Raw genomic sequence first — 24,920 nt, 5'->3', positions numbered from 1 at the left:
TCACCTGCGGGCGCCCGCATTGGCCGGATCGCCGAAAATCTCGGCATCGGAACGCCGCAAGTAGTGCCCATCGAGTAGAAGAACGTCGGCGAAATCTCCGGCCTGAATACGCGGCAGCGCGACGGAAATGGCATCGCCCGCCGTGGGCGGGCCAACCCGCAGGAGTTCAGTGCCCGGCCAAGCGGCCGCAATCAGCGCAGCAGCAGCATCGTCACAGACGGCGATCCGCACAGGAGCAGGATCAACCCCGGCGAAATCGGCTGCTCCGGCCAGCAGTTCCCCGCCATTAGCCAGAAGAAAAACCTCATGCCGATGAGCATCCAGTGCCGCATCCGGCACGTCGGCCTTGCGCGCCAGCACTTCGAGGCGCGAGACAGCGACCACCTTCAGATCAGCGCCTTCAGCAAGCCCCTTGGCTGCGCTCAGTCCGATCCGCACCCCCGTAAAACTCCCAGGTCCGCTCACCACCACAATGCAGCCAATTGAGCTCAGTGCCACCCCGTTCGCCTTCAGCAACTGATCGATCGAAGCAATCAGCGTCGCCGAGTACGTCCGGCCCTCGATCGCAGATTCGCCCAGAAGCTCAAGGCCCCCGCCGGACAGCCGCGCCAACGCCACCGACCCCGCAGGACCGCACGTGTCGATGCCCAGCACGAGCATCGGCTTCTGTGTCTCACTCATGGCCACTCTTCAGGATGGCACATCGGGTCGGGCCTTCTTGCCCATGGAAGCTCCGTTTCCGGTAGTCTGGAGAGAGCAAAATCCAGACCGATCCCGACACATCAACATTCAGGAGCAGTTCTTTGGCAGCGGCAACGGCCACAGCACCGGAGACCCTCAGCTTTCACGACATCTGGCGTCCGCGCGCCAATCCGTGGGCCATTGCCATCACGGTCACCTTGGCCACGTTCATGGAGGCGCTCGATAGCTCCATCGCCAACGTGGCTATGCAGCACATTGCCGGAACGCTCTCGGCCAGCCAGGATGAGGCCACGTGGGTGCTCACCAGCTACCTGGTAGCCAACGCCATGGTGCTGCCCATCTCGGGCTGGATCGCCAATCGCATCGGACGCAAGCGCTTTTACATGAGCTGCGTGTTCCTGTTCACGCTGTGCTCGCTGCTGTGCGGGCTGGCCCCCACTCTGGGCATCCTCGTCTTCTTCCGCGTGCTGCAAGGCGCCGCCGGCGGCGGACTGCAGCCCAGCGAGCAGGCCATCCTGGCCGACACCTTCCGGCCGGAAAAGCGATCCATGGCCTTCGCCATGTACGGCGTGGCGGTGGTGACGGCGCCCGCCATCGGCCCCACCATCGGTGGCTGGATCATCGACAACTACTCCTGGCGCTGGATCTTCTTCCTGAACATCCCCGTCGGCATCGTCTCGCTGTATTTGAGCAACCGGCTGGTCGAAGACCCGCCGTACCTCGCCGATATCCGGAAGCGCAAAGAGGGCGTGGACGGCTGGGGCCTCGGCCTCCTCATCGTGGCCATCGGCGCCTTGCAGGTGATGCTCGACAAAGGCCAGGAAGACGACTGGTTCAGCTCCAACTTCATCATCGCCTGCGCGGTGGTGGCTGCAGTCACCTTGGGGCTGTTCATCTGGCGGCAGCTGGTGGTGGTGCACCCGATTCTGGATCTGCGCCTCTACATGCGACGAAACGTGGGCATGACGCAACTTGTTCTGTTCATGGTGGGAATGTCGCTCTACACCTCCACCGTCATGATCCCGCAGTTCTTACAGGAACTGATGGGATACAGCGCCCGACAGGCCGGCATGTGCGTATCGACGGGCGCGCTTGTTCTGATGTTCCTGTTTCCGGTGGCGGGCAAGATGGCGCCGAAGTTTGATCCGCGGAAGTTGGTGGCGATCGGGTTTGTGATCACTACGCTGGGCATGATGCGTATGGCGAACCTCACACTAGAGATCAGCTTTTGGCAGGCAGCGAGTTGGCGTGCTTTCATCGCATTGGGCTTGCCGTTCCTGTTCATTCCCATCAACACGCTCTGCTACGCGGGAATTCCGCAGCACAAGAACAACGAGATCAGCGGCATGTCGGCCCTGTCCAGGAACCTGGGCGGCAGTGTGGGCATCAGCGTGATGACTACCCTGCTCGCGCGATTGACGCAGAAGCATCAGGCATTCCTTGGCGCGCACACCACTCCGGGCAGCGGGCCCTTCGAGGCGATGCGGTCAGGGCTCGCGGCCGCGTGGCAGCAGCAGGGGCTCTCCGCGGTCGACGCCATGCAGCGCGCTGGCGCGCAGATCTACATGATGGCGCAGCGCCAGGCGCGGCTGTTGGCGTATGTCGACGTGATCTGGATCTTTGTACTGGTGACGCTGGTGCTTGTGCCCATCCCATTCCTGATGGCGCGGCCGAAGAAGGTCGCCGCCATGTCGATGGGCCACTAAAGCGGCCTGAAGAGCTGAGACCGCTTCCGCTCAACTACCGATGCCGCCTCGCCACATGCCAGAACCAGCCCGCGAACGTCAGAACCAGAAATGGATACGCGAAGAACGGCAGAGGCCTTGATGTGGGCAGAATCTCCTGACCCAATGCACCGCGTACTGACACAATCGCGAACAGAACCGCTGCGACCAGACTGGTGAGGCGTGTCGCGCGGGCGAACACCTTGGGCACAGCAGTGAGCACCAACCCGGTTGCCCACAATGCGGCGCCCGCCTGGAATGGCGCGATGCTGCCGTGCATTCCTGCGGTATTCCCGATACTCATGACCGCTTCGCCAAGAGCGTAGACCAGAAAGCCGGCTGCGACGCAGTCATCTCCGTGGCGAAGTGCACGAATAGCTAGCAGGCAGGTGGCCACGATCAGCCCCGTGCCATCGATCGTCCATAACAGCGCGCGCATGTTCGTCGAAGCCACGACAGTTCCCACCATGCCGAGAACAGCCCCGAGCACCAGGCCAACCTCGATCACAATGTCCATCCGCCGCCACGCGACTGCGTCCCGAAGGTCCTGCCTGAGCGAACTGATCTCCGTGCTCAATTCCGTCTCCTTCAACCTGTGAGTACCCGAGAACGCACCGTAAAACGGCGCGCCTTTGACACAACACGGGTGCCGCCCTGCACTAGAAAGGAATGCAAGCAGTCTATCTCGAATTTGCAGGCGCTGCGCAACCGGAATTAGGGCGGGGGTCATCTAGCCTGAAAACCGCAGAGAGCAGTAGGGCACAAACGAGTTAGGCCGCTCCGATCCGGAGCGGCCCAATTCTCAACACAGCGCTGTCGAACTATACCGCGGCCAGTGCCTGATCGAGGTCGTCGATGAGGTCTTCCTTGTCCTCGATACCGATCGACAGGCGGATGCGCCCTTCGGTGATGCCCATCTCCGCGCGCTCCTCGGCAGAGACGGAGCCGTGCGTGGTCGTTGCCGAGTGCGAAGCGAGCGATTCGACACCGCCCAGAGATTCGGCGTTGAGGAAGATCTTCAGCGCGCCCAGGAACTTTGCGGCATTCTCGCGCGTGCCGATGTCGAAGCTCATCATCGACCCAAAGCCCTTCTGCTGCTTCATCGCCAAGTCATACTGCGGGTGGCTCTTCAGGCCGGGATAGGCCAGCTTCGTCACCTTCGGATGCTGTTGGAGATATTCCGCTACCGCCTGGCCGTTCTCCTCGTGCTGCTTGATCCGCAGAGGCATGGTCTTGATGCCCCGCAGCACCAGGAAGCACTCAAATGGCGACATGATGCCGCCGGCCGCCTTCTGCACCAGGATAAGCCGCTCCTTGTGCTCAGGCGTGGAGCCGATCAGCGCGCCGCCAATGCCATCGGAGTGGCCATTCAAATACTTGGTCGTCGAGTGCATGACGATGTCGGCCCCCAGAGCAATCGGGTTCTGCAGGCAGGGCGACATGAACGTGTTGTCAACCGAAACTTCGATACCCTTCGCGTGGGCTATCTCCGAAATGGTGCGGATATCGCTCAGCACCATCAGCGGATTCGAGGGCGTCTCCAGGTGGATCAGCTTCGTGTTCGGCTTGATAGCCTTCTCGACCGCTTCCGGTACATCGGTGGTCACGTACTCGATCTCGATGCCATAGTTCGCGATGAACTGGTTGAACAGGCGGGCAGTGCCGCCGTACACATCCTTCGAACAGATAAGGTGATCGCCGGCATGAAGATGTGCGACCAGGGCAGTAATGGCCGCCATGCCGGAGGTGAAGGCGTGGCCGCTGAAGCCGCCCTCAAGCGCCGCCAGCGCGGTCTCCAGACGGTCGCGTGTGGGGTTGCCGGCACGGGAGTAGTCCCAGCCGCGGTCAGTGCCCACGCCTGTGAGCTCGAACGTCGAGGAAAGGTAGAGCGGAACATTGACGGCGCCGGTAAGGGGATCCGGCTCGGAGCCGGCATGCACGGCGAGAGTCGAGTACTTGTACTGGGACATGTTCTGGGGCTTTGCTCCTAGGGTGTCACTTCTAGATTAACGTGACACGGCGGGGCGCGTGTCAGGCCGGGACTTCCGCTGGAACGAAGGTGAGGGTAAGGACCGTGATGTCATCTGCCTGGCCGAAGGTGAGCGCGGCCTGCGCAATAGCGTCGGCGGGCAGGTGAATAAGCTCGCGCGTGCGGTCAAACCCGAACAGCTCGCCCGATGACGACTGTGCTTCGACGACCCCATCCGAGAGCAGGGTGAGGGTATCGCCCGGGGCAAGCTGGATGTTCGTTGCTGGGTACTCGACGCCCTGGACAAGGCCGAGGGGCAGGCCGGATTCGAGCTGAATCTCTTCGCTATTCACATACGGGGAGAGGTGGCCAGCGTTGGAGAAGGTGACGAAACCATCCACGGAAACCCGCGCGCACAGGCATGTGATGAAACCTTCGTTGCGCAGGCGGCAGATTTCGCGGTTGAGGCGCTGTAACAGGACGGCAGGATCGGAAGTTTCGGCCGCAAGCGCATTCGCCGCGCCAATCGTGACCAGGCCGGTCATCGCAGCTTTGAGGCCCTTGCCGCTGACATCGCCGAGGAGGAAGAGGGTCGAGCAATCCGGCAGTTCAATCACCTGGTAGAAATCACCACCCACATCTTTGGCCGGAATATAAGCTGCGTTGAGCCGGAGGTTGCAGACATTAGGCAGATTCTGGGGAACGAGCTTCATCTGCAGTTCACGGCCGGCGGCGAACTCGATGCGGAGATCATCTGCCTGCTTCCATTCCTTCCATACACCGCGGACGAGAATGGCCGCGACGGCGAAGATGCTGAGGTAGAAGCCGGTCTGGAAGAGGTCGAGAGGGAAGAAATCGAACCTGACGGAGGCGCCGGCGACCTCGAGAAAGTAGCCGATGTTGATGATCAACATGGCCGCGGCAAAGGGACGGCTGCGGCCGCGTCCGGCCAGGGCCCACAGATTGGCGACGACCAGAAGCGCGTCAAAGGCAAACAGTCCCCAGTCATTGACGAAGATGGCTGTTCGGACGAGGGGGCCGGCGCTGGAGAGGCTGCACATAAGGACGCCACCGAGGGTTACGGCGATCCAGCAGGCGCGGCCGAATTGGAGGAATAAGCGGTTGCGGTATCCCTGAACCGTCCAGAGCAGCTCAAGAGCCGCCCCCATGCCGATCCCGTTGGCCACCTGAAAGAGGGCGCCGAGGATGCGCAGGTCGGCGCCGGCAGCAACGGAAACCAGGGCAAGAAAGCTGAGAAAGATGGGCGCGACGATCAGCCAGATGGCGCAAAGGAACAGTCCTCTGCTGCGCGACCAGAAGCCCAGCACCAGGACGATCACCCCGAGCACGATAAAGACCAGGCCGACGGCGAGTTGCGGCGTGCTGCGAAGGGTGGCACGTGCCTGGGTTTCAGCGGCGACCGCGTGAAGGAGAAGGGCGTTGTCAATTTTGAGCCCAGCGGAGATGGGATACTGCGTCCTGCCGATGGGGCCGCGGTCGCGATTGGCTGGGAATGTCCAGCCGCGGAGCGCAACCGTAGCGACGCTGCCGGGCGTCGCGATGCCCTTTGGGATATCGAAGACCAGAATCTGCGGCGCGATGAGCGGAGCCGCATGCGGCGGGAAAGCGCCGTATTGACCAACGCGCGTCCCGTTCACGAAAAGCTCGTAGCTGTCGATGACAGATTCAGCCGAAGCGCACTGAAGGGCGAGGGGCTGGCCATCGACGGCGGGAACCTGGAGCTTGGCTCGAACCCATACGAAACCGTCGGAGTCAAACCGGGGCCCGGGGAATTCGCCCTTGGAGGCTACGGGCCACGATGAGTCGTCAAAGGCGGGATCCGCCCAGGCGGCATTGTCGCCGTACTGATAGCGGACCGCGGTAACGGACTGCGCGGCGGCGGGCAAGACCATCGTGACCGCCGCAAGAAAGCACAGGAGTTGTCGGCGCACGCAGCCCCCCAAAAATGACGTGATCCGATGGTGTCATTAGAGGGTTCAGAGGAGCAATCCCCAAGATGCCGGCTTCCCTCAACCCTCTTCTGTCTGCGTGATCAGGTACCGCTCGTAGCCGATTTCAGTGATCTGGTGTACCTGGGCTTCGAGCCAGTCCACGTGGCCTTCCTCGTCCTTGAGCAGCTTCATGAACAGGTCACGAGAACCGTTGTCGCCGTTCTCGACGCAGATGCGGATGGACTCGTTGTAGGAGGCAACGGCGCCGTGCTCGAGCGAGAGGTCGGACTCGATCATCTCCCGTACGCTGCGGCCGATGGTGAGGCTCATGGGCTGCATGGAGGGCGTGCCATCGAGGAACAGAATGCGCTCCATCAGCAGCTCGGCGTGCTTCATCTCATCGATGGACTGGCGCTTGATGTACTTCGAATACTTCTTGTAGCCCCAGTTCTCCGCCATCTCGGCGTGCAGGAAGTACTGGTTGATGGCGGTAAGCTCGTCCCGCAGAGCTTCGTTCAGTTGCTCGATAACTTTGGGATTGCCTTTCATAATTGGGCAATTCTTGCAGAACAACTCAAAGATGACAATACTGTCATTTTCCAAGCGTAGATAAGTTATTGGCAGGCAAAAGAAGCCGGCTGGGGGAGGGCAGCCGGTCAATCAAAGTTTGATTAGCGCCTGCTTTACTTCATCGCAATCTCAACGGTCGCTACACCCATGTTGGTCGCTATTTCCCGCTGCAGTTTAGGCGGCAGTGCAAATACCGTGTCCTTGTTGCTGCCCGCAAACAGTGCCTGGTGCAGGCGAGCCTTCTTACCGCTGACGTAGAAGACCAGTTTCCCGTGCTGAACCACTTGATAGGCTTTGGTGGTGCGGGCCATCAACATGACCGGCTTGCCGGTCTCGCAGTTGACCATGGAGAGTTGCGTATCAGACTCGACCGTGAGCTTATAGCAGCCCGCGGGGAACTCCTGCTTGTCGACGAAGAAGGCGAACGGGATGTTCGCTCGCTCGGAAGTCTGGGCCGATGCCGGTGGGCCCGAGAGCAGGGGCGCGAGCAGTGCGGCCACGAGGCCAAGCTGGATCGTCAGAGAGCGTTTCATCTGAGCACCTCAGATTCTGAATTTCGCTCGCCGGACTCCCGTTTCGGCTTGCGATGCTCGTGACTTTGCGCTCCAACTCGGTAAACCTCAATGCTTTGCTAATCATTTCGAAGGCAAATCGCTGGTTACCTCGTAAGTAGCCACGAATCAGGAGTCTACGAGGCTCTATTTACCAGAAGATTTTGGGCATCCGACGGTCCCCAGCCTGTGCTACACTCCTTTGCCGTAGCCGATTCAGGAAGAAGTGGATTGGTGACGACGTTAGCGCACACCACGCAGACCTGGCGCTTCGGGGTGTTTGAGGTCGATGCGCATGCGGGTGAGTTGCGGCGGGCGGGAGTACACCTGAAGCTGCGTGAGCAGTCCTTCAAGGTTCTCGTACTGCTGCTGGAGCGTGCCGGCGACCTTGTAACGCGCGAGGAACTCCGCAATGCCCTCTGGCCGGCCGACACATTCGTGGATTTCGATCACAGCCTGAACGCTGCTGTGATGCATCTCCGCGAGGCATTGGGCGATACCGCCGACAAGCCTCTCTACATTGAAACGATCCCGAAACATGGGTACCGGTTTATAGCGCCGCTCGCCCCTTCCCCGGGCATCGACAAAGGGACGGCGGCTGCAAAGCCATCGCGCGTTCGAGGGAAGCCGCGGCCTTGGCTGGCGGTTTCCGTCGGTGCGGGAACACTCGCCTTGGTCGCGGCACTCTGGCTCTGGTTCTGGCCGCGGCACATGATGAGGGTCACGGAATACGTGCAGCTTACGCACGATGGCTGGTTCAAGGAAGTAGCGGCCGCCGACGGGAGCCGCGTTTATGTGAACCTGTTCTTCCCCGTCGACTCAGTGGTCCAGGTACCGCTTACCGGCGGCGAGTTGACCGGAATCCCGATTCGTCTGCCCGGAGAAGACCGGCCGATTCCCGGACTGGAACCCGGAGATCATCCGTTGATCTATGACCTCTCGCGGGATGGCCTCACCTTCTTGTGCGCCGGTCCCTCTTATTCACTGTGGTCAGTAGCAATCACGGGGAACCCACTCCGGCAACTCGGTCAGGCCGTGGGTGCCGCGTGGTCGCCGGATGGCAAGAGACTCGTGTACACATGGCGTGGCGAGATCTTCGTGGTACGAAGCGATGGGACGGAGGTCCACCAGATCGCTGCGACGAAGTCCTTCAAGGATGCTGCGTCTGACTCTGACATGAACTGGGTGGTGGAAGGCAGCATGAGTTGGTCGCCCGATGGGACGCGTATCCGCTTCACCCGTTTGCATGAGTTGTGGGAGGTGTCGCCTGATGGCACTGGTCTTCACGCTGTGCTTCCAGGCTGGAAGCCATCTTCCTGGAAATCGAGTGGCCGCTGGACCCCGGACGGCGAATACTACATTTTCCTCTCGGGAGAGCCGAACATGACTCCTTTCATGGCCGGGAACCAGCTGTGGGCGCTCGACGAGCGCCACTCGTGGCGGGGGCAAAGGCATCGAGAGCCCATCCAGTTGACTTTCGGTCCGACGCGCTGGGGCCACCCGATACCATCGCGCGACGGCAACAGCGTATTTGCGCGCGGCATCGTTCTCAATGGCGAACTGTTGCGATTTGACGAGCAAACGCAGAGATGGAGCCCCTTCCTCGGCGGCAGGTCGGCGCAATTTGTTTCCTATTCGCCGGATCGAAGATTCGTGGCTTACGTGTCGTTCCCAGAAGAGGTCTTATACCGGGCGAATGTCGACGGAAGCGGCGCGATTCAAATGACGGATTCGACGCTGGCAGTGAAATGTGCCGAATGGTCGCCGGACGGTTCCCAGATTTTGATCTGCGCACAGAAAGGCACTGGGGCGATCCAAATGTACTTGGTCCCCGCCCTGGGCGGCCCGCCGAAAAGGCTGATGCCCGACGGCAAGGAACCTGAAGTGGATCCGCACTGGTCGCCGGACGGTAAGAAGGTGGTGTATTCCAATCTCGGAAATGTATGGAACACTCTTCATCCGGTGGAGATACGGATTTACGACCTCAGCACCCATGCGGTGACGGCCCTTCCTGGCTCCGGCGAGGATTTTTCTCCGCGCTGGTCGCCTGACGCGCGCTACATAGCCGCCTTGACGGTCAGCGAGCACAAGCTGAAGGTGTTCGACCTGACATCGAACCGATGGAGGACGATCTACGAAGGGTTCGCCAATTTTCCGGTATGGTCGCGGGACAGCAAGTATGTTTACATCCCGCTTTGGAGCCAGGGGATCGTGCGCACACCTATCGCGGGCGGCAGACCGCAACTCATCGCTCCCCTCAAGGAAACTGCCCCGACCGGCAGCCTGGGAGGATGGTTCGGAGTGGATCCGCAAGGAGCTCCGCTTGTGCTGCTCGATAAAGGCTCCAACGAGGTGTACGCGCTTCAACTCTCCAAAAAATAACTGCGGCGCTAGAGCTCCGTTGCGCCTCTTTCTTCCTCAGTGTGCGATAAGGCACCCGTCAATCGGCCATTCCCCAACCTGCAACATGAACTTCACGAGCGGTTAACAGCGGGGTGCTATCCCTGTTGAACCGAGAGTGAAATCCCCGCCACTCCGGATCCCGTCCACACATCCCGTCAGGAGAGATCCATGGCCGATCTGGCAACTACCGCAGAAGTCCCAGGGCTTTTAGACCGCAAAATGAAGAAGTCGTCCGGATGGATCGGCGGTTTAATCGCCGCGATCGCTCTGCTCGGAGGGCTGGGCTACGTCGGATTCCACATCGCCGACGACCTGGGGAGCCAGCCTCTGGGCAGCGCGTGGCCCTACCTGTTGCTGGGGACCGCGCTGCTGATTGCCCTGGGATTCGAGTTCGTCAATGGATTCCATGACACAGCAAATGCCGTCGCCACCGTCATCTACACGCACTCGCTGGAACCCAATATCGCCGTTGTCTGGTCAGGCTTGTGCAACCTTGTGGGCGTCCTGACATCAGCGGGCACCGTGGCCTTCACAATCATTACCCTGCTTCCCGTGGAACTGATTCTCAAGGTCAGTTCCGGAGCGGGCTTTGCCATGGTCTTCGCCCTTCTGATCGCCGCTATCTTGTGGAACCTCGGTACGTGGTGGCTAGGTCTGCCGGCATCCAGCACCCACACCATGACCGGCTCCATCATCGGCGTCGGACTGGCAAACCAGATGATGAGCAGCGGTGCAGGCGGCACCTCTGGCGTCGATTGGGAGCAGGCCTTCAAGGTCTTTCGCGTATTGCTCATCTCGCCGCTGGTTGGGTTCGGCTACGCGGCCGTGCTCTTCATGATTCTCAAGCCGAGTACACGGCGCTGGGGTCTGCTGCTCTCCGCTCCAGCCACTGCGCTTGCCTGCATCTTCCTGTTTCAGACCAGCTGGCTGTGGACCATCGGCTGGTCCCTCGGCGTGGCCGTGTTGCTGTGGCTCGCCTTCATGGCCATCCCCACCCCTGAGGCGCTGTTCGAGGCTCCCAAGGGCGACCAGCCACCGCCGTTTCCCATTCGCGCCCTGCTCATTCTTACCTGCACCGGCGTCAGCTACTTCCACGGCTCCAACGATGGCCAGAAGGGCATGGGCCTCATCATGCTCATCCTCATCGGCACCGTGCCCACCGCCTATGCTCTCAACCACGCGGTCACCGCCCACGACATGCAGGATTTCCTCGCAGCCTCGCAGCGTGCCGTTTCAATCGTGGATGCCCATGTGGACCGGAACGCGATCCTGGGACCCGATGCCCGGGAGGAACTGACGACTTACCTCCGCACCAAGAAGGTGCAGCCTGCCACCATGACCGCGCTGCGCGAACTGATGCGCGACCTCGAAGGAGACGTCAGCGTGTACTCCTCCTACAAAAACGTGCCGGCCTCGCAGCAGAGCAACGTGCGCAACGACATGTACGTAACCAGCGAGACGCTACGCCTGCTGGCGAAGAATCATCAGGGGAGCTTCAACGCCGACGAGACCGCAGCGCTGAACAACTATAAAGGCAAAATCGACAAAGCCACCAAGTTCATCCCGTCGTGGGTCAAGGTGGCGGTGGCGCTGGCCCTGGGACTCGGCACCATGGTCGGTTGGAAGCGCATCGTGGTCACAGTAGGCGAGAAGATCGGCAAGAGCCACCTTACCTATGGTCAGGGAGCGGCGGCCGAGTTGGTCGCGATGGGCACCATCTTCGCGGCAGACAACTTCGGATTGCCGGTAAGCACGACGCACGTGCTGAGTTCCGGCATAGCCGGCACCATGGCCGCGAATCAGAGCGGCCTTCAGCTCTCTACTGTCCGCAACATTGCGGCAGCGTGGATCTTCACCCTGCCGGCCGCCGCAATTCTCTCCGGGCTTCTGTTCTGGATCTTCCGCAGCATCGCAAGCTAGATCTTCAAGGCAAAACACCGGGGCTGGCCTCGGCCAGCCCCTTGCTTTTCCGGTTCTCAGTCAGCCTATTGCTTGCTCTGCGACTTCTTCGGTTGCCGCGTCGTCGGGAAGTAGCCCGTACGCGTACGGACCGTCAGCTTCCCATGTCCCTGCTCCTCGGCGTCAAGCTGCACCCGGCGGAACCCAGGCTGGCTCGACGGCTTCGAAGAGTGATAGCCGATCGTGTACTGACTCCGGATGTCCCTCGCCACCTCGGCGGCAATCTCATCCACCTGCTCAATGGATTTGGGGAAGAAGGCCATGCCCCCCGTCTCCCCGGAGAGCAGCGTGAGCGCCCGCCGCGCGGCGCGCACTTCGCTGTGGCTCATCTCGTCACCGAACAGCAGCCCGATCGAGTAAATCACCGGGCCGGAGAGCTGCTGCACCCGCCGAATTGTCTGCTCCAGGTTTAGCGTGGAGGCGTTATCTTCACCATCGGTGATGATGATCAGCACCTGCTTCGGCCGCTTGGCGTCGGCGGCAAGCTTATCGGCCGAGGCCACCACCGCGTCGTAAAGAGCAGTCCCGCCGCGAGACTCAATGTGGGAAAGGCCGTCGCGGAGCTTATTGATATCCGAGGTGAACGTTTGGTCTTCGAAAGCTTCGTCAGAGAAGTTCACAACGAAGGCTTCGTCGTTCGGATTCGACGCCTCAATCAGGTCCAGCGCGCTCTTGTTCACTGAGGGCCGCTTTTTGGCCATCGAACCGGAATTGTCCACCACGAGCCCAATCGAGACCGGCAGATCCGTGTGCTGGAAGCTGATTACGTTCTGCTTCACGCCGTCTTCAAAAACAGTGAAGTTGTCCTTCTTAAGGTCCTGAACAAGGCGACCGCCCGAATCCAGCACGGTGGCGTTCAGCACCACTTCTTCCACGTCGTAGTGAAGAACGTATTGCCCGCCTTCCTTCTCCACGCCGGGACGCTTCGCCGCTGCCGAAGGCGTCTCGCCTTCCGGCGAGCGGATAGGGTCGCGGTCGACAGTGAGAGGCGGGGCCTGGCCGGGAGCCTGGGTCACCGGCGGTCCTGACTTGATCTGCGCGGAAAGCGGAAGACCCGCGAAAAACGACAAAACTACAGTAGAGATTGCGCCCGCGAGGAGCGCGTTATTGCATTGGCGCATAGTAGCCCGTGCGTGCATGGACGGTAAGCGGAGGCAGCCCCTGCGGTGGATTCAGCTTCACCTTCACTTTACGCCACTTGCCGTCACGGCGGATGTCGCGCGGGGTGTAACCAATCACATACTGGTTCCGCAGCTCGGTGGAGATCTTCTCCGCGATATCGCTCATTTCGCTGAGGTCGTCGACACGGAACATGCGCCCGCCGGTCTCCTCGCACAGCTCGTTGAGGAGCAGCGGCCCCGTGCGCTCTTCGGGAGTGGCCGCATAAGGATCGAAGATGCCAATCGAATAAATCTCCACGTCGGACTCGCGAACCTGCGACTTGACCTCCCCCTCCGTATAGCGGGAGCGGTTATCGCCGCCGTCAGAGACCACCAGCAGCGCCTTGCGCTCGTGCCGGGCCTCCTTCATCTTGGTCACGCCGTAGTAAATCGCGTCCAGCAGCGCCGTGCGGTGGCCGCTGCGCACGGTGGCAAGGCGGGCCCCGATGTCCTCAACGGAACTGGTGAAGTCCTCAATCAGCTCAGGCCGGTCATTGAATCCAATAACGAAAAATTCATCCTGCGGATTGGCGGTCTTCACGAACTGGAGGATCGACTCGCGTGCGCGGATGAGCTTCGACGTCATGGAGCCCGAAAGGTCGAAGATGATGCCGATCGAGACCGGCGCGTCTTCCGCGGCAAACGACTTGATATGCTGCTCGCCGCTGTTCTCGAATACTTTGAAGTCTTCCTGCTCAAGGCCCGTCACCAGGCGATTCATGGGGTCGGTCACTGTAACCGGAACCAGCACCATGTCGACATGCATGCGAATCACGCCTCCGCCGGGCCGCAGCTTTGTGGCGTCAGGCCCCGATACCGCGGGGGCTTCGGCGCCTTTGGGCTCGGCCGTGGGCGTGCCGGTCGTCGAAGGCGGCGGAACGTGGACCTTGTTCAGCGGATCGTCTTGCGCACGCGCAATCGGAAATGCAGCGAACAGCGCGGCCGCAGAGGCGGCCAGCAGAACCCGATGGAGAGAGAGACCCCCGATGGGCAGTGAACGCAGAATAGAATAGGTCCTCATACCGCTGCACCAATGAGTAGTACGTGATAGTAGCACGGCCGGCAGATCGCTGTTGTCATCTTCCTGTCCCTGTTTGATCAACTTCTCAACGCATCACCGTGGCCGCCGCCGGTGCTCGCGATACAATCGACTGCAGAACCCCTCAAGGTTCTTTGTTATCGGCAGCTTAACGCCGCCGCATTAACACGGAGCAAGTCTAATTCGCATGGCCAATATCTACCCGTTCCGTGCCTGGCGATACAATCCGGCCGCTGTCCGACTGGACGATGTAGTTACGCAGCCCTATGACAAAATCTCCCCGGCCATGCAGCAGGCCTACTACCAAAGCAGCCCTTACAACCTGGTCCGCATCATCCTCGGCCTGCCTGAACTCTTCGATGCCGAGAGGGGGGATAGCGTCTATAGCCGCGCGGCCCGCGACTTCAAGGCATGGCGCGAGCAGGGAGTGCTGATCCAGGAGAAGGCCCCCTGCGTCTTTGCCTACGCGCAAGTCTTCAAGGTCCCCGGGTCCGACGTAATCAAAGAGCGGCGCGGTTTCATCGCTCTGGGGAAACTCCACGATTATGCGGATCAGGTGGTATTCCGTCATGAACAGACGTTGTCCAAGCCAAAAAGTGATCGACTCAACCTGCTGAAAGCTACCCGCGCCCACTTCGGACAGATTTTTATGCTGTATTCCGACCCTGCCGGCAGCGTGGAAAAGATCCTTTACGACGGCAACGGAACCCCTGACGCCGACGTGAAAGACGAGTACGGCGTGCAGCACCGCCTGTGGCGCATAAGCGACCCAGCCACGATCCGCTTGCTCACCACCGCGATGAACGACAAGAAGCTGATCATCGCCGATGGCCACCACCGCTACGAGACAGCGCTGGCGTACTCGAAAGAGCACGCTGCGGCTCATCCGGCCAAAGGTGAAACCAGCGTGAACCAGTTGCCGGCACCGCCATTCCCCGAAGCCGCCGTGATGATGACGTTCATCAACATGGATTCGGACGGCCTGGTGATCCTGCCGACCCACCGTGTGGTGCACGGGCTCGCGAGCTTCGATCCGGCTGCGTTTATCAAGTCGGCGTCCCAATACTTCACGGCAGATTCGCTTCCGGCCGGAGATGCGGCCGGATATTTGAGCGCACTGAAGGAACAGGCTGGCACAGCGTTCGTCGCTGTGACCCGCTCAGGCGCGTGGCTGCTGCGCCCGAAGGCAGATGCCGTACAGGCCGCGCTCGACGGGATCCCCGAGCGGCAAAAGCAACTCGACCTGACGCAATTGCATGCGGTCATTCTCGACAAGCTTCTCGGCCTGGACGCCGAAAAAGTTCGCGAGCAGACGAACCTCCGCTACCTCCGTGACGCCGCCGAAGCAGTGGACCAGGTGCGGCGCGGCGATGCCGACGTAGCGTTCCTGACCAAGCCGGTCACCATGGACCAGATGAAAGAAGTGGCCTTCGCCGGTGAGGTTATGCCGCAGAAGTCCACCGATTTCTACCCCAAGCTGCTGAGCGGGCTCACGATCTATGGCCTCGAGTAGCCGCGAACTCGTTCACGTGCGCGATACCATGTCGAAACACTATTACGGGCGGCAGAAATTCGAGATAGAGACGACCGGCGACACTCTCAAAGCACGGTGCAATCTCCCATTCGGCCCAAAACGGAATTGCCTCTGGTTCTGCGCTGTAATCGTCAGCGGGGCCGCTTGGCTGAACTACTGGATGTGGTTTTCTTCAAGCTCTTACAGGCACAGCAGTTGGTGGTATCTGACTCACGGCTACTCCGCAGACCATTTCGATGAGGCCATCTTCGGGACGGCCTTTTCCATCCTGTTTGTGCTGCTTGGGATCCGATTGCTTTGCCCCGCCGGAGCGATCCTGAGCTGCACTCGCAGTCAGGTGACCACCACCCGGATTCCCTGGTATTCCTTCACAGGCCGGTGGGTGACTCGCACCTACGAAGCGATCGACGTCTCGGGGTTTCGCCTCAAATATTTCGGATCCAGCACCGGGAGGAGTGTTTACGGGATTCGGTTCTACGTGAACGGCAGGAAGAAAACGATCTTCCATGGAAGCATCGAACCACCCGAGGCGTATCGCATCTTGCTGCGGCTGAAGAATCTGGGTCTGGATGTCCCCGCGGACCCAAAGCTCCTCTCGCGCGTAAAAATAGGCCTTCTGGATCGCAAAGAAGACGAACTGGATCGGCGGATGAGGATATGACCCCGATTGCAAGGTGCGTCCTCGCCGCGCTCATGGTTTCCGTTACCTCTGTCGCGGGCGCCGCGCAGGCTGCCCCGGCAACGGGACCCGTGACTGCGCCGCAACCTGCGGCTCCGCAATCCGCAGCACCCCAGCCAACGGTGCAAGCGCCTCTCCCTCCTCCGCGCTTTGTTGTAGTCATCGACGCAGCCCACGGCGGCGACGACCTTGGAGGCCACCTCTCCGACGGCACCTATGAGAAGGCCGCCACCCTCGCCCTCAGCGTGCGCCTCAAATCGCTGCTCGGCGCGCGCGGCATTCAGGTCATCATGACCCGCGATGGCGATCAATCCGTCACCACAGATCAGCGGGCGGCCATCGCCAATCATGCCAATGCACAAGGCTGCATCAGCCTGCACGTAGCGGAGACCGGCTCGGGCGTGCACCTGTTTGCCTCGAATCTCCCGCCCGTGACAGCGACCCGCTTCATGCCATGGAAGACCGCGCAGTCCGTTTACGTGACGCGTAGCCTTGCGCTCACCGGCGCGCTTAACTCCGCGCTGCAGCACGGCGGCGCAACCGTCACCTTGGCAAGAGTTCCCCTGCCCGGCATCGACAACATGACCTGCCCGGCAGTCGCCATCGAGCTGGCCCCCGAGCGCAGCGCCGACAAAAAGGTGACGGCCGAGCCAGACAATCCCGATTACCAGGCGCGCATCGCTGCCACTCTGGCAACCGCGCTGCTCGAGTGGCGCGCCGAAGCCGGAAACCCTGGAGGCCGCCAGCCATGATTCCCCGCCACCAGGCAGTCATCCTGATCGTCCTTCTGCTGGCCTCGCTGATCATGGGCGGCGTGCTGTTCCGCATGCGCGAGAAAGCCCACGACCAAATGCTGGCCGGGCAGGACTCCGCTCCCACCCAGGCGCCCCAGGTGGCCGCACCGGAGCAGGCTACGCTCATGGTCGCCAGCGATGACGACAACTCGCTCCGCTCGCAGGTGCACTCGCTTCCGCTGCCCGCTGACCCCGGCGCAAAGGCCCGCGCCGTGCTGGGCAAACTGCTCGATCTGTATGCCGCCTCCGATTCGACGCATCCCGTCCCGGGCGGCGCAACCTCCGTGGCCCAGGTTTTCCTTCTGCCTGCCGCAAAAACCGGAAGCGCAGCATCGGTGAAGGACTCCGGTCCGCAAATGGCGGTGGTGAACCTGAAGGGTAGCTTCGCGGCCAGCCATCCATCCGGTCTGGAAACCGAGAGCCTCACAGTGCTTTCCATCTGCGGCACCCTGCACGCGAACTTACCCCAGGTGAGAGAGGTGCGATTCCTCGTCGACGGGCAGGTGCGGCCCTCCCTCGCTGGCCACGCAGATTTGACGCGCACCTACCTTGTATCCGATTCCGACGCAGCACCCACCTCGGATTCGGTTCCAGCAGTTGCAGGTCCACGATGAAATCTCCCCACATCGGCGTATTCGACTCCGGCTTCGGCGGGCTGACTGTCCTGAGCGCGCTGCTCAAGCACATCCCCCACGCGTGCTACACGTTTCTGGGCGACACCGCCCGACTGCCGTACGGATCGAAGTCGCGGAGAACCATCGCGCACTATGCGTCCGAAGCCGCGCAGTATCTCGTGAAGCAAGGCGCCGAGTACCTCGTGATCGCCTGCAACACGGCAAGCGCTTTGGCTCTCGACGCCATTCAGGACGCCGTGCCCGTGCCGGTCCTCGGCGTAGTGGAACCCGGCGCGATCGCAGCCCATGCAGCCTCGAAGACCGGCGACGTCCTGGTAATCGCCACGGCCGCCACGGTGCAGAGCCACGCCTACGCCTCCGCCTGCCATGCGCAGGGATTGCGCGCCCTCGAAAAAGCCTGCCCGCTGCTGGTGCCCCTCGTGGAAGAGGGCTGGACTGATCATCCGGTGACGCGGCAGGTCATCGACGTCTACCTTTCCGAGCTGCGCGCCGAAGCGAAAGCCGCCGGCCTCAACTACGACACGCTGGTGCTGGGATGCACCCACTATCCGCTGATTCGCAAGCTGCTCGAGCAAGCGGTGACCCCAGGCGTACGCGTGATCGACTCAGCCGAGGCCACAGCCGAGGCCGCGATGAAGCTCTTCGGCCAGAGCGACGCCGACAAATCCGACACAGCGCAGGTCCGCTGCTTCGCGACTGACTCCGTTGAAAAATTCGAGCGCCTCGGCTCCCGCTTCCTCGGCCGCCCTACGGGCAAGGTCGAGTTGGTAGACCTCGGCGGATAGCCGGACCACCTGCTCACTTGATCACCTGATCTCCTGACCACCTGTCCCGCCTTGATATCCTAAGAATTGCTTGGCCGTCGACCGACCCGCTCGACCGGCCCTCGGAGGAAAGAGAACAAATGATCGATCTGGCAGGCAAAACTGCCGTTGTGTTCGGACTGGCCAACAAGCGCTCCATCGCCTGGGGCATTGCGCAGAAGCTGCACGCGGCGGGCGCAAGCCTCGCCATCTGCTATCAGAACGAGCGCATGAAGGCCGAGGCCGAGGACCTGATCAACGACCTGCCCGGCGCTTCCGGGTTCCAGTGCGACGTCTCCAGCGACCAGGAGATCGAAACCCTCTTCGGCCAGCTCAAAGAGAAGTACGCGAAGATCGACATCCTGGTGCACGCCGTGGCGTACGCGCCGGCCGAAGACCTCAAGGGCGCCTTCATCAACACCAGCCGCGAAGGCTTCAAGATCGCGCACGACGTCAGCGTCTACTCGCTGATTGCCGTGAGCCGCGCCGCTGCTCCGCTGATGACCGACGGCGGCAGCATCATGACCCTCAGCTACTTCGCCGCCGAAAAGGTCGTGCCCAACTACAACGTGATGGCCATGGCCAAGGCTTCGCTCGAGTGCTGCGTGCGCTACCTCGCCAACGACCTCGGCCCAAAGAACATCCGCGTCAACGCCATCTCAGCCGGACCCATCAAGACCCTCGCAGCCCGCGGCATTGGCGCTCTCGGCGACATGCTCAAGGCCGCGGCCGATCGCGCACCGCTGAAGCGTAACGTCGATCAGCTTGAAGTGGGCGGCGCCGCCCTATTCCTCGCCAGCGACCTCGCGAGCGCTGTCACCGGCGAAACCCTCTACGTCGATTGCGGCTACAACGTAATGGGCTTCTAGCAGTGCAACGGAACTCTCAATCGCCTCGGCGCCTTCCACGACGCTGAGGCGTTTTTGCTTTGTGTCGACACACCGATGATAGAAATCGTGCGAATAAGCTCGGCTGACGATCCGCAGTTTAACGCACTCCTCCGCATCTACAGCCAAGCTCTTCCGCCGAGTGAATGCAAAAGCGAGGATGCTCTGCGGCGCATGATCGCGCAACCCGAATACATCTTTCTGGCAGCGGTCGACGACAGCACCGTCGTCGGCTTTTCCATCTGCACTACCCTCCTCGACTCCGATGCGGCACTCCTGGAGTACATAGCCATTGATGCAGCTCGGCGCGGCAGTGGCCTCGGCGCCGACCTCTTCCGCGCGACCGCTTCACAGCCGCAACTCCATGGCCGCCCCCTGCTGATCGAGGTGGACGCAGAAGTCACTCACGGTGCCGATCCCGAATTACTCACGCGGCGAAAAGCCTTCTACTGTCGGCTTGGATGTAGGCAGATCGAAGGACTGACCTATCGCATGCCGCCGGTGTCGAGCGCGCGGCCCCCGCTGATGGATCTGTTCGTATATGGCGATAAGCTGCCCGGCTCGATTACGAAGCCGCGTCTACGCGCGTGGCTCACGTCCTGCTACACGCAGGTGTATGGCATGTCCGAGAGCGACCCTCGCATCAACACGATGCTGAATCACATGCCCGAGACCATCCGCCTGATCTGACTAGGTCTGCTGGTCAAACCAGAGCAGTACACCTCAAGCTCCCAGCGCAACAATCTCCTGCCAAAGTGCAGGATCAACCGGCAGCCCAAGCCGCAAATTCTCCTCGCGAAGACGCAGCGTGTTTTCCCCGGGAAAGCGGACGCCCCTTCCGCCCTCAACAGGCCGGGCGCGGTGCAGCGACGCAACGACATCGTCGGCGATCCGCTCCAGTTCGGCCTGGTCCCCAAGCGCGGCAGGCTGCATTGCAATAAACACCTGCGACAGCCCGGTCTCGCGCAGCGGATCGGTGTCGATCTGGTGCGTCGCGCTGCCCGCCGTAAGCATCGCGGCCATCATGTCGAGCATGATCGCAAGTCCTGAGCCCTTCCAGTAGCCGATGGGCAACATCCGTTGCGTGGCTTCAATCGCCGCAGGATCGCGCGTAAGGTGCCCCGCAGTATCGAAGCCCCCGTCGACCGGGAGCGTTTCGCCGCGCTTCCGATAGCCCTCAATGGCGCCCAGGGAGAACTGCGATATAGCAATGTCCAGCACCACGTGCCCCGCGGCGCGCGGAACCGCAATCACCAGTGGATTGTTGCCGATCGCAGGCTCGCTTGCGCCCCACGGCGGCACGTTGGGCATGGTGTTCGTCCAGCAGATGCCGATAGCACCCGCGTCCGCGGCCTGCCAGCCATACGTCCCGCCGCGCATCCAGTGATTGGTATTGCCCAGCGCAACGCACCCCATGCCGTGCTCGCGGCTAAGCACAATCGCTCGCTCCATCGCCGCATACGCGTTGAGATTGCCCGGACCCCGCTGTCCATCCCATCGCTCCATCGCGCCAAACCGCGAAACCACACGCGGCCCCGCAGCAGCATCGACACTCCCATTGCGAATCATCGCGACAAAGCGCAGGAAGCGATTCACGCCATGCGAGTAGACGCCGTCGCGCGTAGTCTCAGCGAAGAGGCGCGCAGACAGCGCAGCACGATCGGCGGTGAAGCCGAGTTTGATGAGAACCGCGGTAAGCTGCCGATGAACTTCGTCAAAGGGGATCCGCTGCATGAGTCAAATTGTAGGGTGCTGGTGTGTACCCCGATCCACCCCGGTTCAGAACCACCCGAACACTTGCAGCCAGTGAATCTCGTACCGCTAAGATGGAAGAGCATCCAGGAGACGGCACTTCCCCATGAGACCAGGTTTTCTCGTCAAGCGATTCGTTCAGGTCTTTGCCATCGCATTCGTCACTCTGACGCTCGTCTACATCCTCAGAGGCCGTCACGCAGTCGACGCCGCGCGGGAGGCTGCCCTCTGGTCCCTCATATCGGCGGCCATCTTCGCGGGTTCCGCCATCTACTATCGCAAGACCAACAAAGACTGCAAGCTCTGCGTCGAAGACGGAAGCGAACCTCTGCGCGACGACCGCGCTTCCCATTAGCAGATCACAGCTTACGGCGTATCCTTCGACGTCACCCGAATCTTCCGCGCATCCCCACCCGCGGAAGTAATCGCAATCTCGCCGGTCGCCCGCTTCACCAGGCTCTTGAACTTCTCGCCCCACTCCACCAGCACCAGCGAATTGTCCGTAAGCAGCTCATCCAGCCCCAGTGTCTCCAACTGGCGCTCGCCCTCGATCCGATAAACATCAAGATGGAACAGCCGCACAGGCTTCCCGTGCTGCGTACCCTCGTACTCATGGATGAGCGTGAACGTCGGGCTCGTCACTTCGTCGGGATCAGCCGCATCGAGAGCCTGCGCAATGCCCTTCACCAGCGTAGTCTTGCCCGTCCCCAGTTCCCCGCGGAGCAGCAGCAACTGCGGCGGCTTGAGCAAATCGGCCAGCTTCCGGCCGACCTCGATGGTGTCCGCACCGCTCTGCGTGGTGAACTCGTGGATGCGGCCTTCGGCCACCGGGGCGTGATTGCTCATTCTGCTGCCTCGCTGGAGCTCTTTGCCGCGGTCAGGTCAGCCGGCAGCCCCTGCAACCAAACATAACCGTTCCTGCGCGTCGAGCGAAAGCGAAACGCGTTGGAAAAGTAGGACAAAGTGTCAGTCGCAAGTAACGTGTGCTCGTCCCCTGCGCGCACCGCGAAGTCCGCGGCCAGCCCATGGATATAAACCGCCGCCTCCACCGCCCTCTCCGGATCACTCGGAAATTGCGCGAGAAGTCCCGCAATTACGCCCGTTAGCAGGTCGCCGCTGCCGCCCTTCGCCATCCCGGGATTGCCCGTAGTGTTCACCGCCACTCGCCCGCTTGGATGCGCAATCAGCGTGTGCGCTCCTTTCAATACGAGAATCACGCCGTAACGCGCCGCAAAGTCGCGCGCAACGTTGAGCCGATCCGACTGAACCTCGGCAGTCGATATCCCCGCAAGCCTCGCCATCTCACCGGGATGCGGCGTAAGCACAATCGTGCGCCCCGCGCCCCCCACCCCTCCGAGCAGTTCCATCGACTTGGCCAGAACATTCAACCCGTCCGCATCGATCACCAGTGGAATCGTCTCATTCAACAGCCATTCCAGAATCGCCTCGGCTCCCGAACCCTGCCCAAGTCCCGGCCCAACGGCTGCCACCGTCATCCCCTTCAACAGCGCCTGACGCTTCTCCTCATCAGCGCTCAGTTGCGCTTCGCCCAGGCCATTCGTCTCCAGCGGCACCGTCATCAACTCAGGCGCAAACCGCGCCACGGTCGGCAGAGCCGGCTCCGGCACTGCTGCCGTTACCAGCCCCGCGCCCGCGCGCATGGCCGCCATCGCCGTCATCGCAGGCGCTCCCGCCTTGCCCCCCGCCGAGCCAAAGGTACCGCCGATCACCAGCACGTGCCCATACTTGCCCTTGTTCGAGTCGAACGGCCGCGGCGTCTGCACAATCTCCTGCGCAGTTCCCGCCCAGTACAAATCAAGCGAAGACGCCATCGCCTCGTCAGGCGAACCGATCGGCGCAACCACTACCGGCTGATTCCACCGCCTCGTGAGTTCGCCGAATACATGCGCAGGTTTGGGCGCCGTGAACGTAACAACCCCGTCCGCCGGATACACTTGCTCGTCGCCATCGCCCTTCATCTCGTCCGCCGCCCAGCCGGAAGGCAGATCCACCGCGAGCACCGGCGCGTCGCTGTCTCGAACCCATTGCAGCGCAGCCAGTGCCAGACCCCTCATCGGCGGCTTGAATCCGGTGCCGAGAACCGCATCGATGATCAGGTCAGCTCGGAACGCCGCCTGGTGATCTTGCAGTTGCTCCTCCGTCTCCACAACCACCAGCCTGCAATTCCCTGCGTCTCCCAGCCTGCGCCACGCCTCGGCAGCGTCTCCGGCCAGCCCATCCGGCGAGCCCAGCAGCATCACCGTAACGTGCAGCCCATGGCCGCCCAGCAGACGCGCCGCCATCATGCCGTCTCCGCCGTTATTGCCGCGCCCGCACAGCACCGTAATGCGGCGCGCTTTGGCGAAACGTTCGCGCGCGAAAGTCGCCACCGCGGCGGCCGCGTGGCGCATCAAGTCAAACGATGGAATCCCGAAGCTCTCCGTCGTAGCGCGATCGCAGGCCTGCATCTCGGCGGCCGAGAGAATTTTCATGCGTTCATGGTAGACGACGACCTGCGGTCAGCGGCGCCCTCAGCCTCTCTGGCCGTTAAGCCGCGCGCATCTTGCCGCCAGGCAGCAGTTGGAACTTGCGCCCGCGCCAGTGAATTTTGCTCGATGTGTAACTTGCAGCCCAGAACAAGAAGCCCATCAGATCGCGAACGGGATAAAGCACCAGCAGCCCGAACCAGTTCGAATCGCGAACCACCCAGTTGCCTACGCCCAGAGAAAGCAGCCAGCGCGAAATCAACGCCCAGGCCATGAGGCTCACGCCGATCGCCGTGTGATGCGACGCAAGCCCTGCACCAAGCCCCAGCAGCCCGAACGGCATGCTGAACGTGAGCGACGTGCCAAAGTGCCCCTTCGGCCGCGAGAAACGCGTCGATTTCATCCACCGCACCTGGTGCAGCATCGACTGCCAGAAGCTCGCATTGATCACCATGTGGTCAATCGAGTGATGACTCAGCACGATCGTGTCGCCGTGCTTGTGCGCCTCGTTGCCCAGCACGAAATCATCCGCGCAATAATCCGCCGTGACCGCGAACCCGCCCATCTTGCGAATGACCTGGCGGCGAAACGCCATCGTGGGCCCCAGCGTAAACTGCATCCCCTCCATGCTGCGCGCCACCAGCACGCCTGCCGACATCTCCACGCTCATGCCGACAGCCTCAAGCTGCGCCCAGAGTCCGCCTTCCGCAGCGACGCCGCGATAGAGGCACGTGAGGCCGCCCACCTTCGGATCCTCGAACGGCAGCGCGACAGCCTGCAGATAATCCTGCGTCACCCGCACATCGCTATCGCTGATCACGAAGATGTCATGGGTCGCTTGCTGGGCCATCAACTCCATCTGCGCGACCTTCGCGTTTATGTAGTCGGGCTGTCCGCCGGTCGAGAGAAACTGCACCGGAATCTCCGGATAACGCGCAGCAACTTCGCGTGCCAGCGCCAGACCAGCATCATCCGCCGACTTGGTGCAGAACAAAATCTCGTACGCTGGATAAACCTGCTCGAAAAAAGTAGTCAGGTACGACTCAAGCCCCGGCTCCGCTCCATGCAATGGCTTCAGCAGGCTCAGCGGAGGCGTGTACTTGGGCTCGCGATCCATCGCCATGAATGCCTCGCGGCGTTCGCGAAAAAAGCGCGGCAGCGCGGCCAGAACCATGCCCGTGAAGACAGACGAAGTAATCAGGCCAAATACCGCGAGTGCAAGAAGCGCATACAGCATGCAGAGCTAAGGATAAATGGATGGTGCCGCGAATTGTCTCTAAGCGCCGACTACGTCTGATAGATTTAGCCGGGGCGAGAGGCT

At 61.6% G+C, this 24,920-nt stretch carries 23 protein-coding genes; 11 read left to right on the top strand and 12 right to left on the bottom strand.

Going from position 1 to position 24,920, the window contains the following annotated elements; translation table 11 throughout:
• Positions 1-681, bottom strand: a complete 681-nt coding sequence (gene tsaB, locus MOP44_RS12685; protein WP_260796404.1) for a tRNA (adenosine(37)-N6)-threonylcarbamoyltransferase complex dimerization subunit type 1 TsaB — start codon at positions 679-681, stop codon at positions 1-3.
• Between the two features lie 122 nt (positions 682-803).
• Here tsaB and MOP44_RS12680 point away from each other — a divergent pair, with 122 nt between their 5' ends.
• Positions 804-2,408, top strand: coding sequence for a DHA2 family efflux MFS transporter permease subunit (locus MOP44_RS12680; protein WP_260796403.1), 1,605 nt, complete (start codon positions 804-806; stop codon positions 2,406-2,408).
• Between the two features lie 34 nt (positions 2,409-2,442).
• On the opposite strand, the gene MOP44_RS12675 is transcribed toward MOP44_RS12680, so the two are convergent.
• The 5 genes from MOP44_RS12675 to MOP44_RS12655 form a co-directional block, all read right to left on the bottom strand.
• On the bottom strand, positions 2,443-3,003 hold the full coding sequence (locus MOP44_RS12675; RefSeq protein WP_260796402.1) for a hypothetical protein: 561 nt from the start codon (positions 3,001-3,003) through the stop codon (positions 2,443-2,445).
• 244 nt (positions 3,004-3,247) lie between these two features.
• Complete coding sequence (locus MOP44_RS12670; protein WP_260796401.1) at positions 3,248-4,396, bottom strand: trans-sulfuration enzyme family protein; 1,149 nt, start codon at positions 4,394-4,396, stop codon at positions 3,248-3,250.
• Positions 4,397-4,457: 61 nt separating this feature from the next.
• Positions 4,458-6,347 carry a PP2C family protein-serine/threonine phosphatase gene (locus MOP44_RS12665; RefSeq protein ID WP_260796400.1) on the bottom strand — a complete coding sequence of 630 codons (1,890 nt, stop codon included), beginning with the start codon at positions 6,345-6,347 and terminating at the stop codon, positions 4,458-4,460.
• A gap of 78 nt (positions 6,348-6,425) precedes the next feature.
• Positions 6,426-6,896 (bottom strand): bacterioferritin, encoded by a 471-nt coding sequence (gene bfr, locus MOP44_RS12660; RefSeq protein WP_260796399.1) that lies wholly within the window; start codon positions 6,894-6,896, stop codon positions 6,426-6,428.
• Positions 6,897-7,030: 134 nt separating this feature from the next.
• The gene (locus MOP44_RS12655; protein WP_260796398.1) at positions 7,031-7,450 is read right to left on the bottom strand and encodes a hypothetical protein; all 420 of its coding nucleotides are present in this window, start codon (positions 7,448-7,450) and stop codon (positions 7,031-7,033) included.
• A 252-nt stretch (positions 7,451-7,702) separates the two neighbouring features.
• Here MOP44_RS12655 and MOP44_RS12650 point away from each other — a divergent pair, with 252 nt between their 5' ends.
• Entirely contained in the window at positions 7,703-9,850 is a 2,148-nt protein-coding gene (locus MOP44_RS12650) for a winged helix-turn-helix domain-containing protein (protein ID WP_260796644.1), read from the top strand.
• A 189-nt stretch (positions 9,851-10,039) separates the two neighbouring features.
• Complete coding sequence (locus MOP44_RS12645; protein WP_260796397.1) at positions 10,040-11,791, top strand: inorganic phosphate transporter; 1,752 nt, start codon at positions 10,040-10,042, stop codon at positions 11,789-11,791.
• Between the two features lie 65 nt (positions 11,792-11,856).
• On the opposite strand, the gene MOP44_RS12640 is transcribed toward MOP44_RS12645, so the two are convergent.
• The gene (locus MOP44_RS12640) at positions 11,857-12,900 is read right to left on the bottom strand and encodes a VWA domain-containing protein (RefSeq protein WP_260796396.1); all 1,044 of its coding nucleotides are present in this window, start codon (positions 12,898-12,900) and stop codon (positions 11,857-11,859) included.
• A 34-nt stretch (positions 12,901-12,934) separates the two neighbouring features.
• Entirely contained in the window at positions 12,935-14,011 is a 1,077-nt protein-coding gene (locus MOP44_RS12635) for a VWA domain-containing protein (RefSeq protein WP_260796395.1), read from the bottom strand.
• 205 nt (positions 14,012-14,216) lie between these two features.
• Here MOP44_RS12635 and MOP44_RS12630 point away from each other — a divergent pair, with 205 nt between their 5' ends.
• From MOP44_RS12630 to MOP44_RS12600, 7 genes are all read left to right on the top strand, one after another.
• Positions 14,217-15,542, top strand: a complete 1,326-nt coding sequence (locus tag MOP44_RS12630; protein ID WP_260796394.1) for a DUF1015 domain-containing protein — start codon at positions 14,217-14,219, stop codon at positions 15,540-15,542.
• Complete coding sequence (locus MOP44_RS12625; protein ID WP_260796393.1) at positions 15,529-16,224, top strand: hypothetical protein; 696 nt, start codon at positions 15,529-15,531, stop codon at positions 16,222-16,224. The genes MOP44_RS12630 and MOP44_RS12625 overlap by 14 nt, the downstream gene beginning before the upstream one ends.
• Positions 16,221-16,994 (top strand): N-acetylmuramoyl-L-alanine amidase family protein, encoded by a 774-nt coding sequence (locus MOP44_RS12620; RefSeq protein ID WP_260796392.1) that lies wholly within the window; start codon positions 16,221-16,223, stop codon positions 16,992-16,994. The genes MOP44_RS12625 and MOP44_RS12620 overlap by 4 nt, the downstream gene beginning before the upstream one ends.
• Complete coding sequence (locus MOP44_RS12615) at positions 16,991-17,650, top strand: GerMN domain-containing protein (protein ID WP_260796391.1); 660 nt, start codon at positions 16,991-16,993, stop codon at positions 17,648-17,650. Before MOP44_RS12620 ends, MOP44_RS12615 begins: the two co-directional genes overlap by 4 nt.
• Positions 17,647-18,456 carry a glutamate racemase gene (gene murI, locus MOP44_RS12610; RefSeq protein WP_260796390.1) on the top strand — a complete coding sequence of 270 codons (810 nt, stop codon included), beginning with the start codon at positions 17,647-17,649 and terminating at the stop codon, positions 18,454-18,456. Before MOP44_RS12615 ends, murI begins: the two co-directional genes overlap by 4 nt.
• 119 nt (positions 18,457-18,575) lie before the next feature.
• Complete coding sequence (locus MOP44_RS12605; protein WP_260796389.1) at positions 18,576-19,343, top strand: enoyl-ACP reductase FabI; 768 nt, start codon at positions 18,576-18,578, stop codon at positions 19,341-19,343.
• A gap of 87 nt (positions 19,344-19,430) precedes the next feature.
• Positions 19,431-20,051 (top strand): GNAT family N-acetyltransferase, encoded by a 621-nt coding sequence (locus MOP44_RS12600; protein WP_260796388.1) that lies wholly within the window; start codon positions 19,431-19,433, stop codon positions 20,049-20,051.
• 33 nt (positions 20,052-20,084) lie between these two features.
• On the opposite strand, the gene yiaK is transcribed toward MOP44_RS12600, so the two are convergent.
• Complete coding sequence (gene yiaK, locus MOP44_RS12595) at positions 20,085-21,095, bottom strand: 3-dehydro-L-gulonate 2-dehydrogenase (protein ID WP_260796387.1); 1,011 nt, start codon at positions 21,093-21,095, stop codon at positions 20,085-20,087.
• 124 nt (positions 21,096-21,219) lie between these two features.
• Here yiaK and MOP44_RS12590 point away from each other — a divergent pair, with 124 nt between their 5' ends.
• A complete protein-coding gene (locus tag MOP44_RS12590; protein WP_260796386.1) occupies positions 21,220-21,468 on the top strand; it encodes a hypothetical protein in 249 nt (82 codons plus the stop codon).
• Positions 21,469-21,479: 11 nt separating this feature from the next.
• Here the strand turns inward: MOP44_RS12590 and tsaE are convergent, their stop codons facing one another.
• Genes tsaE through MOP44_RS12575 form a run of 3 tightly spaced genes read right to left on the bottom strand, consistent with a single transcriptional unit; the run spans position 21,480 to position 24,836 of the window.
• Complete coding sequence (gene tsaE / locus MOP44_RS12585; RefSeq protein ID WP_260796385.1) at positions 21,480-21,959, bottom strand: tRNA (adenosine(37)-N6)-threonylcarbamoyltransferase complex ATPase subunit type 1 TsaE; 480 nt, start codon at positions 21,957-21,959, stop codon at positions 21,480-21,482.
• Positions 21,956-23,605 (bottom strand): NAD(P)H-hydrate dehydratase, encoded by a 1,650-nt coding sequence (locus tag MOP44_RS12580; RefSeq protein WP_260796384.1) that lies wholly within the window; start codon positions 23,603-23,605, stop codon positions 21,956-21,958. The genes tsaE and MOP44_RS12580 overlap by 4 nt, the downstream gene beginning before the upstream one ends.
• Positions 23,606-23,660: 55 nt before the next feature.
• Positions 23,661-24,836: a glycosyltransferase gene (locus tag MOP44_RS12575; protein WP_260796383.1), complete on the bottom strand. Its 1,176-nt coding sequence runs from the start codon at positions 24,834-24,836 to the stop codon at positions 23,661-23,663.
• Positions 24,837-24,920: the final 84 nt, after the last annotated feature.

Source organism: Occallatibacter riparius (assembly GCF_025264625.1).
GTDB classification, from domain to species: Bacteria; Acidobacteriota; Terriglobia; order Terriglobales; family Acidobacteriaceae; genus Telmatobacter; species Telmatobacter riparius.
This window is presented reverse-complemented; position numbering and strand designations above follow the sequence as displayed.